Below are 11,604 nucleotides of genomic sequence, written 5' to 3'. Positions count from 1 at the left end.
GGCACACGTCCTGGAGGCGGTGCTTCGTTTTACGCAACCCCGGTCCTTCAACCGCGAACTGCACCGGCGGGTGCCGGTGCAGCTCTTTTCGTCAAGAGGTGGTTATCAGGAGTGATCCTCACCGACATCAGACACATGCGAGTTACCGCCTGTGATCGTGACATCAACTGCGTTGGAGAGCATGTTGGCGCCCTGCACCAGTTCCAGATGGAAGCCGGAATTTGCAAGGATTGCCGATGCATCCGCAGTGCTGGTACCTGCTGCGTCGTCGCCGGCCTTGAGGTCCCATCCCTTGCCGTCGATGCCTTCGGCGCCGAAGGCGTCACCGGCATTGGCGCTCAGGTGGTTTTCCGCACCGCCATTCTGCATCTTGATGTCGTAGGCCTCATCCTGGTCTGCCAGGTGGTTGGCCTGCACCATGCTGAAGCCGGTGTCGTTGCCTTCGCCGTTAAGCGAACCGTTGAGGATATTGTCGACATCGAGAGTGAAGGAGAAGTCGTCACCCAGGTTGAAGGTGAGGTCTCCGCCGGCGATGCCGAGATTGCCGACATCCTTGACGCCCGTGATGTTGCCGAAGTCGTCATCCGACTTGTAGAAACTGTCAGCGGAGTTGAAGCTGTCGGAGGTCGTCGTGGTCTTGGTGGAGGTGTCGTTGTCGGAATAGTTGGACGTCTTTGTGTCCGTATCCGTGATCGTTTTCACATTGGTGTCGTTGTCGCTGTACGACTTGCTTTCATAGCTCCAGTCGTAGTCGACCTTGATATCGGTGTTGGTTTCGGTGCTGGTCTTGGTGGTCGTGTCGTTGTCGCTATAGGACTTGCTGTCATAGCTCCAGTCATAGTCGTTGTCGCGATTGTCACCGTTATTGGCTTCAACATCGATCTTGGCGTCAACATCCACATTGGTGCTGTTGTCGCTGTTGTCGTTGTTGCGGTTTTCACCGTTTGCGGTGCCGACATTGCTGTCTTCCACCTTGGCGTCATTGGTCGCCGTGTTGGCGAAACCGTCGGAAAGCGCGCCGATCTTGGTGATGTCGTCGTCGCTGCCGGATGCCTTATGATCGTAACCCATTTCGATTTCCTCCGAAAAAGCTCGGAGCAGCTTTCGAAATCCCTCTCATCTCAAACGGGATTTTTTCGCGCTTGCCCCGGGTCGCATGAAGATTGATGTTTTGCAGATGCACTCGGTACGCATCATCTGCGGTTCGGTAGTGGCCCGTGATCTGGCTCTTTTCGTTCAGCCCTTGTGCGCTACTCGGTAAAACGGCGCACAAATCCGTTCCTCGCTCCAATGGGGAGCGCGGTGGCTTCGTCTTTTTGCTTGCATGTTTCTTGAAAAGGGACCGGCGTTTTCAAACACACGTCAAGGCCGGAGGTGTCTTTCCATCGGTCGTTGTTTCCAGCGACGATCAGACTGTGCCGCAGAAAAATTGCGCTTCCTAGATATCAATTCGGGCTAAACCTATCGGTGCTTTACCCGAATATATATGTCGCAGGCGGTTGTCCGGCGGGTCGTTTCGCCGGTTTGGCCTCAAAAAAACGCCGCTTCGCCAGGGCAAGGCGGCTTTTTCGAGAAACATGGTCTATTTCGGTGGAGAAAGGTCTTTATCCCGAAAAGGAACAGGCTGCAGCGTGCTTCGCCGGCGAGCTATGTAAAGGGATATCAACTAAAAGTTATATTTTCCCGGAAGGCAAAACCGCAGCGAAAGCTTTTCCGATGTGTTTGTTTTTGCAGCGGTTGCAGAATGAATGATTCTATCTCGGCGTAACCTATTTTGTATGTCAATTGTAAAAAATAACCCGTTTGGGCCATTTATTTACACAGCTTTTCGTATTAGCGTGTGTTAATTAACGGGTAATTAATGATAGTTGACATGGTCTAAAGCGGAGAATCGCCCCCAAGTATTCAGGGGAAAGATAGCCGGCGGACAACAGACTGCACAACCAAAAGAAAGTAATGCGTAAGCGCTTGAGGGAGGCGTCAATGTTCATGGGAACGTCAGATTATGCGGCAAAACAAAAAAACGCCGTTGCTCCTATAAATGGAACTTTATTGGTCATAGCGGATCCGGACCTGTTTTCCGAGTGCCTCATGGAGGCGCTGGGCAAAAAGTTCCCCACATTCGCGGTGGTGAGCGTAAGATCGTCGGCGGGCATCGAGGACGACTACGGTAACAATGTACGGCTGGTTTTGCCTTACCGGATGTCGGGGGATCGTCTTCATGCCGTTCTTTCGGAGGTTCGGGAAAAACATCCCGATGCGCCGATCGCGCTCGTCGTCGAAACCATCGATAAATTCGAGGAGCCGCTGAAAAGGCTGGTGGGAATGCGCGTCATCGATGGCGTGCTGCCGCTCAACCTCAGGCTCGATGTGTTCATGGCGGCCGTCGATCTGCTCATGAAGGGCGGGGAACATTTTCCTGCTGCTCTTCTCGGCAAGCTCACGCCCTATTCGCCTTCCGTCAACAGCAAGAGCGTTCAAAGCAATGCCGTGATCGCCAACCGCGCCGATGCCCTTGCCGCAAACAGGAGCGACGTGGCGGCGCTGACGACACGCGAGGTGCAAATCCTCGACCTGCTTTGCAAGGGAACGCAAAACAAGATCATCGCTGATCGGCTGCATCTGTCCGAGAACACCGTCAAGGTTCACGTTCGCAATATCTATAAGAAAATGAACGTGCGCAACCGCACGGAGGCGGCGTCGCGCTTCTTCAACAAAGATGAAGACACGACCTTCTCCGGCGGCTGGAAGAACTGAGCGTCAGGGCGGCTAGAGCCGTCCGGACGCCAGTTCCCTCCGGTATTTCTCCAGGAGGCTCAGGGCCTCAGGAAGCAGCGGGATTTCTGCCCGAATCCGCTCGGTGAGCAGATATAGGGAGAGGAGCCCGAGTAGGACTGCCACGATACCGCGGGTGTGCCCGAGGCATCGGCAACAAGCGTAACGGCCGCGTTGCCGGTTTTTTGATAACCGTAGGACGCCTTCGCCGGAACGACCCGGCTCTTGGTCGTGGCGGTATTGGCCGACGCGGTCTTGATGAGAACGGCGTCTTCGACCACGGAGCATGAAGCCGTCGCGAAGGTGAAAGTTACAAGTGCTGCGGCAACAAGCGCGAAGCGACAATGGCGGGCTGCTTTGCCGCTATGGGAATAAGGCATTTCATTCGTCATGTGTGTCCCCTGAAATCGACTGTCTGTCGCATCTCGCCGGGCGGTTTTGTTCCCGGTGGACCGAGCCTTACAAAACCAGGATAGCCCCGACTGGTTGAGCGAAGCTTGCGCTAATGCTCAATAAGAAAGGCATAATAGAGGCATAGTTAAAAAGTATTAAATCAAGGGGCTATTTTGAGTAATTTTGGGTAATCAATTGTAATATTTTGATAAAATGAAGTTGACCTGTTTTCTGCTGCGCCTATCATGAAAGTTGAAATTTATCCGATCGAAATATTAAGCCTCCAGAAGAAGTAAAAACCGGAGGATGATATTCAAGATATCGTACAATCGGGAGTTTGATCCAGCTTAGTTGAATCAGCCGTGCTGATTCCTCATGGGGAGGAGTGTGTAATGCGTAATTTCGTTCCCAACGAGCATGACAACGGCGTCACCATCTACTCCGAATGGAGACCTGGCCAACGCGTTCTCGTCAATGGCGGCGCCGGATTTCTCGGCTCTCATCTTTGCCAGCGTTTGCTGAGCTGCGGTCATGAGGTGGTCTGTCTCGACGATCTTTCGACCGGACGCGTCGCGAATGTGGCGCATTTGCTTGAAAATAAGCGGTTTTTGCTGGTCGAGCACGATGTGCGCAAGCCCTATGACATCGATGTCTCGCTGATCTTCAACTTCGCCTCGCCGGCATCTCCGCCAGACTATCAGCGCGACCCTGTCGGCACGCTGCTCACCAATGTCCTGGGTGCGGTCAATGTGCTGGAAGTGGCGCGCAGATGCGGTGCGACCGTAGTGCAATCATCGACATCGGAAGTCTACGGCGATCCGCTCGTCAATCCGCAGCCGGAAACCTATTTCGGCAATGTAAATACAATCGGGCCGCGAGCTTGTTACGATGAAGGGAAACGCAGCGCCGAAACGCTGTTTTTCGATTATCACCGTAGCTTCGGTGTCGATATCAAGGTGGGACGCATCTTCAACACCTATGGGCCGCGCATGCGACCCGATGACGGACGTGTGGTTTCGAACTTCATCGTCCAGGCTCTGAAAGGCGCCGACATCACCATTTACGGCGATGGCAGCCAGACCCGTTCCTTCTGCTATGTCGATGACCTGATCGACGGTTTCCTGCGCTTCTCGGCCAAGCCGAAGGATTGCACCGGGCCGATCAATCTCGGCAACCCGAGCGAAATTCCGGTGCGGCAGCTCGCCGATATCGTCATCCGCATGACGGGTTCCCGTTCGCGCATCGTGCATCTGCCCGCCGCGATCGACGATCCGCAGCAGCGCCGCCCCGATATTTCTCGGGCAAAGGAACTGTTGAGATGGCAGCCGCGCGTGCCGCTCGAAATCGGCCTGGAAAAAACCATCGTCTATTTCGATGCATTGCTGGCCGGCAAAACCGTGGCGGAGGCCGTATGAGATGCCCCGCACAATCCTCGTCACGGGCGGGGCCGGATTCATAGGCAGCCACATCTGCAAGGCGCTGGCCCAATCCGGCTTCAAGCCCATCGCTTACGACAATCTCTCGACGGGTCACGCGGATTCGGTTCGCTGGGGTCCCTTCATCGAGGGCGACATTCTGGATCGTGGCCTTTTGAAAGCCACGCTCAGGGAGTTCTCGCCGGCCTTCGTCATACACTGCGCCGCCAACGCCTATGTCGGTGAGTCCGTCGAGGATCCGCGCAAATATTACCGCAACAATGTCGGCGGCAGTCTTGCGCTGCTGGATGCCTGTCTCGACCAGAATATCAGCGGGCTGGTGTTTTCTTCCAGCTGTGCCACCTATGGCGTGCCGCCGCAATTGCCCATCCGCGAGGAAACGGCGCAAATGCCGGTCAACCCTTACGGGCGCACGAAGCTGATCTTCGAAATGGCGCTGGATGACTATGCCGCCGCCTACGGTCTGCGTTTCGTGGCGCTGCGTTATTTCAATGCCGCCGGGGCCGACCCGGACGGTGAGCTTTACGAGCGCCATGAGCCTGAAACCCATCTGATCCCGCGGGCGCTGATGGCTGCGGCCGCAAGGCTGCCGCAACTGGATGTCTTCGGGGCGGATTACGACACCAGCGACGGCACCTGCATTCGCGATTACATCCATGTCAGCGATCTGGCCGATGCCCATGTGGCTGCCGTCAATTATCTTGCCGAGGGCGGAGAGACGCTGCGCGTCAATCTCGGTTCCGGTCACGGTACATCGGTCGGCGATATCATCCGGGCGATCCACCGCGTAACGGGGCAGGAAGTTCCGGTCCATTTCGGCGCAAGGCGCGCCGGCGATCCGCCAGCCCTGTTTGCGGATATCAAACGTGCTGAAGAGACGCTCGGCTTTATCCCGAAGCGCTCGGATATCGACACCATCATCCGGACGGCAGGTCCCGGTTTCGGACTGGAGGTGCGGTCATGAAAGCCCATTCCACCCCTTCCGTTCCATCGGCCAGTGCGGTTGCAGTCGCCAGTGACTTGCGAATGCTGCCGGTCTTTGCCGGCTGGAACCGCACGGCCTATCTTCTCGGCATTGGCGGCTGGCTGGTGACGCTCGCCTATTTCTGGATCTGGTGGCTCGATCGCGATCGCGTCATCGACTGGCCCTATTATACCGTCGTGACGATAACGCTCGCGTGGATCACGCTTCTGCCATCCTATTTCATCTTCATCTTTCTGAACGCGAAGGTTGTCGACCGGCGCTCCCCTCTGCCACGGGGCAGGGTGGCGATGGTCGTCACCAAGGCGCCGTCGGAACCTTTCGCGGTGGTGCAGAAGACGCTGCTGGCGATGCTCGAACAGAAGGGCCTCGAATTCGACGTCTGGCTTGCCGACGAGGCACCGGATGCGGAAACGCTGAAATGGTGTGGTGCGCACGGCGTTTTCGTTTCCACCCGACAGGGTGTTGCGGAGTATCATCGCAAGACCTGGCCGCGGCGCACACGCTGCAAGGAAGGCAATCTCGCTTATTTCTACGATCACTACGGTTACGAGCGTTATGATTTCGTCGCCCAGTTCGATGCGGATCATGTGCCGGAACCGGACTATCTGCGCGAGATCGTCCGTCCCTTTGCCGATCCGAAGGTTGGATATGTTTCGGCCCCGAGCATCTGCGACGCCAATGCCGGTGAAAGCTGGGCCGCGCGCGGCAGGCTTTACGCCGAGGCGAGCCTGCATGGCGCGCTGCAACTGGGTTACAATAATGGCTGGGCGCCGCTCTGCATCGGTTCTCATTATGCCGTGCGCACGAAAGCCTTGCGGGAGGTCGGCGGCCTTGGGCCGGAGCTTGCCGAGGATCATTCCACCACGCTTCTTATGAATGCTGGCGGCTGGCGCGGTGTTCACGCCGTCAACGCCATCGCTCATGGCGACGGGCCGGTGACCTTTGCCGATCTCATCGTGCAGGAATTCCAGTGGTCGCGCAGCCTGATGACCATTCTGTTGCAATATTCAAGGCACTACGTGCCGAAGCTGTCGCCGCGGCTGAAGTTCCAGTTCCTGTTTTCGCAGCTCTGGTATCCGCTGTTTTCCGGCTTCATGGCGCTGATGTTCGTGCTTCCCGCCGTTGCGCTGATGCGCGGCGACGTGCTGGTCAACGCATCCTATCCGGCGTTTCTGGCGCATTTCCTGCCGGTTTCGCTGATCATGATCGTGTTTGCCTTCTTCTGGCGGGCAACGGGTGCGTTCCGTCCGCATGATGCGAAGCTCTTCAGCTGGGAGTCCATGGTATTTCTGTTCCTGCGCTGGCCCTGGTCGCTGATGGGCGTGCTGGCGGCGATACGGGACACGATCCGTGGCGATTTCGTCGATTTCCGCATCACCCCCAAGGGCACGCAGGCAAAACCGCCGCTGCCGCTGAGGGTCGTGGCACCCTACATTCTTCTGGCGGCGCTCAGCCTCGTGGCCATGGTTCTGGCGCCGCGAGAAAACGGGGCGGAGGGCTTCTTCGTCTTCGCCGCCATCAATGTGGCGATCTATGCGGGCCTTTCGGTATTTCTGCTCATCCGCCATGCGATGGAAAACGGCTTGCCAAAGCTGCCGGCATTGCGCGGGGGAGCGACCGCCGCCGCCTGTTCGTTGCTGCTGGTGGCGGGCAGTGCCGTACAGCTCAGCTCCCATGCGATCGGCGGGCTGGAGGCCCTGTCGCACGGGCAGTCCTATGTCAGTTTTACCGAAACGCGGTTCACGGTCGCCGGGGCGGGCGTGGAAGGTGCGAGATCGGTGCGTCTGAAACTGCGCATTACCGTACCGGGACTGCGCGGACCGCAGGAAATGCAGGCGGAACCCATCGTGGCGCCGCCGCCGGCGGTGGCGACCGGAGAGATCATGCTGGCCGACAATAGGGTCGGACAATGAAGGAGGAGGCTGTGATGAAAACAACAATAAGCAAATGCGGATTCTCCGCTTTCGTACTCTGTCTTGCGGTGGTCGTGCCAAGCGCGGTCCACGCTGCAGGCGGCACGAAGACGCCGAAACCGCTCAGAACCAGCGAAGTCGTGGACATGTACTTCGACAAGACCTGGAAATGGGAAACGGGCGGTGGACGCTTCATCGCCCAAGACCGCAAATTCATCGCCGCAACGGAAGAAAAGGGCAAGAAGTCCATCGGTGAAGGCCGCTGGACCGTCGATGCCAACGGCACCCTGTGCATGCGCGCCACCTGGAAAAGCGCGGCAGGAAACGGCAAGGCCGATACCTGCTTCGACCACGGTCGCATTGGCAAGGTGCTCTACCAGCGCAAGCAGGGCGGGCCATGGTACGTGTTCCGGCACAACCCGCCACGCCCTGGCGATGAATTCCTCAAGCTCGTCCGCAAGGACGATGTCACGCCGCAGATCGCCGCTTACGACAAGGCGATGACGGCAACAAGGTAGGGAGTAAGGTGTCATGCAGATAACAAGAAGAAAACTTCTGTTCGCAGGTGGTGCCGCCGCAGCCTTTACCGCCGGCATGTATCCGGTGCTCAAGCTCGACGCACAGGGTGTCGCCCCCATGACGTCGACGGGCATGAAGACACTTGCCGACAAAAGACCGACATTGCATGCGGACGGCATCCGTTTCGGTGCCTACGATCCGCACGGCGATTTCACGGCCCAGACCGGGGTGGCGACGGAACATCTGTTCCTGCCCTGGGAGGACGTGGATCTCGACAGTCTCGCGCTTGCGGATGCCTACGCTCTGGAGCGCAAGCGCAACGTGCTGATCACCGTAGAACCCTGGTCCTGGGACGTTAACTGGCGGCTCACCTCCGACGAGTTGCGCCGCAAGGTGATGAGAGGCGACTATGACCAGAACATGCAGGCGATCGCCGCGCGCATGTCGGCGATGAAAAGTCCGCTGATCCTGCGCTGGGGTCAAGAAATGGAAGACACGTCCGGCCGTTTCTCGTGGTCGGGCTGGAACCCGCGTGATTACATCACGGCGTATAAACGCATGGTGGACATGACCCGCAAGGCGGTTCCCAGCGTCAAGGTGATGTGGTCACCGAAAGGTCTGGACGGTCTGCGGGCCTACTACCCCGGTGACAGCTACGCCGATCTGGTGGGCCTCTCGGTCTTCGGTCTCGAGGAGTACGACAAGATCGAATATGGCGGACCGAAGACCTTCACCGATCTGCTGCGCAAGGGCTATGGACTTGTCGAAACCTTCAACAAGCCGGTCTGGGTTGCCGAACTGGGTTATGAAGGCGGCGATTCCTATGTTCGTCCGTGGATGAATGACGTGACGCTGAAACAGGCGGATTTTCCGAAGCTGGAAGAGGTCGTCTATTTCAACGACAAGGATGTTCATGCCTGGCCGCACAATCTCGGCAGACCGGACTGGCGCGTCGTGCGCCCGGCCAAGGCCTGATCGACGCCGAAAACCGGCGAGCGGCGATGCCGCTCGTCCGGTGGTCCAATATTAGTTAGCTGCCGCCAGCACGGCCTCCGCCTCATATATGGCGCAGACGATGTGATAAAACGTGCTTGCCGGCGCCGGCTCGTCGAGCATCGGCCTGTCGGCCGGCCATTTGTCGAACCACAGGCCCTTGACCGGCGTGTCGAGGAAAGGCTGCAGCGCGCCGATGGCGCTGAGACCGGAGGCGAGGTAACGCTGACGCTCCTCGCCGCCCGTGACGCTCGCAAGCCGCACCGAAGCCTTCAGCCATTCCGTCTGCGGCCATAACCGCGCCAGCCCGTCATGCACCGAAAAATCGTCGTAGAGGCTCATCACCGCCACCTTGCGGCGCGGGCAGATGCCGTAGGCCTCGCCGATCTCGAACAGCCGTTTTGCCTTGCCCATCGCTTCGTCGTTTCCACGCAGGCTGCCCCAGCGCACCAGAAGCCAGGCCCATTCGAACTGGTGGCCCGGCTCCATGATCCGGCCTTTGTCGCTGTCATGCGGTGTCCAGTCATGGGTGAAGAATTCGCGCAAGCCGCCATTGCCGCCATCGATGAAGCGGTTAAGCGCAAGATCGGCGATCTCGTCGGCCAGCGCCGACCACGGGCCGTCCGGGTCCTGCACCTCCCAGGCCAGCATCGCCTCGAAGAGATGCATGTGCGGATTGGAGCAGAGCGGCGTGCGCGGCGGGTTCGCTTCCTCGAAGCCGGCGACCGGATGTCTGTAGTCGCGTTCGAGGATGGCAAGGATATCGAGCGCCCGGCCGCGCATCTCGTCCCGGCGCTCGGGAAGGCTTGCAGCCGCCTGTGCGGCGGCAAACAGCGCAAAGGCCTGATTGTAGAGATCGAAGGAGGGATCGATCAGCCGGCCCGTCTGGTCGGCAAGGTTGCCGTAAAGGCCGTTTTCAAGGCGGTAGACCTTCTCGAACCAGGAAAGCCCGTGCAGGAGCGCGTCTTTCCACGGTCCCTGCCAGCCGTGCTGGCCGGCGGCGGCGAAACAATAGGCCTGGCGCGGCTGCACGCGGGCGCGGCGGTCATCGGAAAAAACCGGTTTGGCATCCTGGCCGAGACGTTCGTAAAAGCCACCATCCGGCCGGGCCGAACCCGCCTCCCACCACAGGGGCAGGGCGTCCTCATCCAGCCATTTGCGTAATCTTCCGATCTCTTCGGCAAGCGTCTGCGCGATGCTCGGAAATGGCAATGTCATGCGTCAACTCTCTGTTTTTACAGTTGAATAAAAAGCGGACCAATAAAAATACGTCATTATGGAGGCAAGTAGACCATGGGACATATTGCGCTGCAACCGTAAAATTATCGACCTGACAGGAAGCCAACCCCCGGCGGCGCGATTGGTTCCACCTTCTTCCATGGCGAACATGGGGCGGCAATGGTGATTCGCTAGCCATAAAGTGTCAGAAATTACAACGCAAATTTGAGATTGCTTATTCGTAGTCCTCACGTATTTCGTAACAATGGTCTGGTCATTAGTGATTCGGTCTCCTTTTAACCTGGGCGGCGTTGGGGAAATAAAGGGGCGTAAGGCAGTGAATTTTTCTGCCTATACTTCATTGCTGTTCTCCATTGCGGTTCTGTCGGGCTGCAATACTCCCGCGGGCGTTCGGTCCTTCGGGGGACCCCAGATGCTGTCCCCTTCCGAGGCGCTGGTTTTCCCGCCGCCCGGTGGCCCCGAAATCGTGACCGTGGTCAACCGCACCTATTCCAACGCCGTGGCGCAGCAGGTCATCTTGCGCTCGGAGGCCGTCACGCCCGGGCAAAATTACATCAAGGCCGAGTTTTTCGGTCCGCAACAGGCCGGCGATACCGGTGGCGATGCCCTGGCTTTTTCCGGTTTCAGGGCATCTTCCGTCGCGCGGGAAATCCGCGCCGAGTTTCCGGGCGAAAACATCGCCATGTCGGCAAATTACCTGCAGAACGGTTATGGCGCGTTCTCCTATGCCGCCGGCAGCGGCCGTGGCGACGATACCTGCCTTTATGGCTGGCAGGACATACGCTCGCCGGAAAGCATGCGGCAGGATTTCCGCAACCTCGGGCGCATCAAGGTGCGGCTGCGCCTTTGCCAGTCGGGCGCCAGCGTCGAGCGGCTGCTGGCGGTCATGTATAATTACACGATCACCGGCACCTATGCCTCGCCCAGCTGGAACCCTTACGGCACGCCGCAGGCGGTGGATAAAAATCTCGGGCGTCCGGGCCATCCGGTCTATCCCATAAAGGCGGATGAGGTGCCGATGCGGCCCGGCGGCGAGGTGACCGCGAGCGTGCCGCCCCGGCCCGTTCGTCGCACGGCTGCCGTTGCACCGCCCGCCCAGCCGGAACCGCAGCCGCTTCCACCCGTTGCTGCAGTCAGTATCCCGTCGCCCGCATCGGCTGGCGCACCCCTCCAGCCTGTAAGGCCCACGGTGGCGGGCAGGCGCGTGGATGGTGTGCCGGCGGATGGCGGCCGGCAACCGTCGCAGGTCCCGCAGGTCTCCATTCCGTCGCCCGCATGTTTGTCCGGTTCGGGGGTGGCGTCAGGATGCAGGTGATCGCCGGAACCAGCGGGAAAGAGCACGCCAAGGCGC

General features: G+C 58.8%; 11 protein-coding genes. 8 read left to right on the top strand and 3 right to left on the bottom strand.

What is annotated here, in order from left to right:
* Nucleotides 1-105 precede the first annotated feature (105 nt).
* A complete protein-coding gene (locus FGF54_RS16450) occupies nucleotides 106-1,071 on the bottom strand; it encodes a fibrinogen-binding protein (RefSeq protein WP_142780448.1) in 966 nt (321 codons plus the stop codon).
* 396 nt (nucleotides 1,072-1,467) lie between these two features.
* Here FGF54_RS16450 and FGF54_RS16445 point away from each other — a divergent pair, with 396 nt between their 5' ends.
* The gene (locus tag FGF54_RS16445) at nucleotides 1,468-1,752 is read left to right on the top strand and encodes a hypothetical protein (RefSeq protein WP_142780447.1); all 285 of its coding nucleotides are present in this window, start codon (nucleotides 1,468-1,470) and stop codon (nucleotides 1,750-1,752) included.
* A gap of 231 nt (nucleotides 1,753-1,983) precedes the next feature.
* Nucleotides 1,984-2,757 (top strand): helix-turn-helix transcriptional regulator, encoded by a 774-nt coding sequence (locus FGF54_RS16440; protein ID WP_142780446.1) that lies wholly within the window; start codon nucleotides 1,984-1,986, stop codon nucleotides 2,755-2,757.
* Nucleotides 2,758-2,816: 59 nt separating this feature from the next.
* Here FGF54_RS16440 and FGF54_RS16435 read toward each other — a convergent pair whose 3' ends face one another.
* Entirely contained in the window at nucleotides 2,817-3,167 is a 351-nt protein-coding gene (locus tag FGF54_RS16435) for a hypothetical protein (protein ID WP_142780445.1), read from the bottom strand.
* Nucleotides 3,168-3,560: 393 nt separating this feature from the next.
* Between FGF54_RS16435 and FGF54_RS16430 the strand changes: the two genes are divergently transcribed.
* Genes FGF54_RS16430 through FGF54_RS16410 form a run of 5 tightly spaced genes read left to right on the top strand, consistent with a single transcriptional unit; the run spans nucleotide 3,561 to nucleotide 8,996 of the window.
* The gene (locus tag FGF54_RS16430; RefSeq protein WP_142780444.1) at nucleotides 3,561-4,583 is read left to right on the top strand and encodes a UDP-glucuronic acid decarboxylase family protein; all 1,023 of its coding nucleotides are present in this window, start codon (nucleotides 3,561-3,563) and stop codon (nucleotides 4,581-4,583) included.
* Between the two features lies 1 nt (nucleotide 4,584).
* A complete protein-coding gene (gene galE, locus FGF54_RS16425; RefSeq protein WP_142780443.1) occupies nucleotides 4,585-5,568 on the top strand; it encodes a UDP-glucose 4-epimerase GalE in 984 nt (327 codons plus the stop codon).
* Complete coding sequence (locus FGF54_RS16420) at nucleotides 5,565-7,502, top strand: glycosyltransferase family 2 protein (RefSeq protein ID WP_142780442.1); 1,938 nt, start codon at nucleotides 5,565-5,567, stop codon at nucleotides 7,500-7,502. Before galE ends, FGF54_RS16420 begins: the two co-directional genes overlap by 4 nt.
* 14 nt (nucleotides 7,503-7,516) lie before the next feature.
* Nucleotides 7,517-8,020 carry a DUF995 domain-containing protein gene (locus tag FGF54_RS16415; protein WP_003523821.1) on the top strand — a complete coding sequence of 168 codons (504 nt, stop codon included), beginning with the start codon at nucleotides 7,517-7,519 and terminating at the stop codon, nucleotides 8,018-8,020.
* A gap of 13 nt (nucleotides 8,021-8,033) precedes the next feature.
* Nucleotides 8,034-8,996: a glycoside hydrolase family 26 protein gene (locus FGF54_RS16410; RefSeq protein ID WP_142780441.1), complete on the top strand. Its 963-nt coding sequence runs from the start codon at nucleotides 8,034-8,036 to the stop codon at nucleotides 8,994-8,996.
* A gap of 51 nt (nucleotides 8,997-9,047) precedes the next feature.
* Here FGF54_RS16410 and FGF54_RS16405 read toward each other — a convergent pair whose 3' ends face one another.
* Nucleotides 9,048-10,232 (bottom strand): AGE family epimerase/isomerase, encoded by a 1,185-nt coding sequence (locus tag FGF54_RS16405; RefSeq protein WP_142780440.1) that lies wholly within the window; start codon nucleotides 10,230-10,232, stop codon nucleotides 9,048-9,050.
* A 433-nt stretch (nucleotides 10,233-10,665) separates the two neighbouring features.
* On the opposite strand from FGF54_RS16405, the gene bcsN reads away from it, so the two are divergent.
* A complete protein-coding gene (bcsN, locus tag FGF54_RS16400; protein ID WP_142780439.1) occupies nucleotides 10,666-11,568 on the top strand; it encodes a cellulose biosynthesis protein BcsN in 903 nt (300 codons plus the stop codon).
* Nucleotides 11,569-11,604 lie beyond the last annotated feature (36 nt).

The sequence above is a fragment of the Agrobacterium sp. T29 genome, assembly GCF_006970545.1.
Taxonomy (GTDB): domain Bacteria; phylum Pseudomonadota; class Alphaproteobacteria; order Rhizobiales; family Rhizobiaceae; genus Agrobacterium; species Agrobacterium leguminum.
Note: the sequence above shows the minus strand (reverse complement) of the source record. Positions and strands in the feature narration are given on the sequence as shown.

Excerpts from the sequence above, each read along its gene's own strand:
- galE (WP_142780443.1), top strand. The coding sequence starts at position 4,585 with ATGCCCCGCACAATCCTCGTCACGGGCGGGGCCGGATTCATAGGCAGC.
- FGF54_RS16410 (WP_142780441.1), top strand. The coding sequence starts at position 8,034 with ATGCAGATAACAAGAAGAAAACTTCTGTTCGCAGGTGGTGCCGCCGCA.
- FGF54_RS16405 (WP_142780440.1), bottom strand. The coding sequence starts at position 10,232 with ATGACATTGCCATTTCCGAGCATCGCGCAGACGCTTGCCGAAGAGATC.
- FGF54_RS16420 (WP_142780442.1), top strand. The coding sequence starts at position 5,565 with ATGAAAGCCCATTCCACCCCTTCCGTTCCATCGGCCAGTGCGGTTGCA.
- FGF54_RS16430 (WP_142780444.1), top strand. The coding sequence starts at position 3,561 with ATGCGTAATTTCGTTCCCAACGAGCATGACAACGGCGTCACCATCTAC.
- FGF54_RS16440 (WP_142780446.1), top strand. The coding sequence starts at position 1,984 with ATGTTCATGGGAACGTCAGATTATGCGGCAAAACAAAAAAACGCCGTT.
- bcsN (WP_142780439.1), top strand. The coding sequence starts at position 10,666 with ATGCTGTCCCCTTCCGAGGCGCTGGTTTTCCCGCCGCCCGGTGGCCCC.
- FGF54_RS16435 (WP_142780445.1), bottom strand. The coding sequence starts at position 3,167 with ATGACGAATGAAATGCCTTATTCCCATAGCGGCAAAGCAGCCCGCCAT.
- FGF54_RS16450 (WP_142780448.1), bottom strand. The coding sequence starts at position 1,071 with ATGGGTTACGATCATAAGGCATCCGGCAGCGACGACGACATCACCAAG.
- FGF54_RS16415 (WP_003523821.1), top strand. The coding sequence starts at position 7,517 with ATGAAAACAACAATAAGCAAATGCGGATTCTCCGCTTTCGTACTCTGT.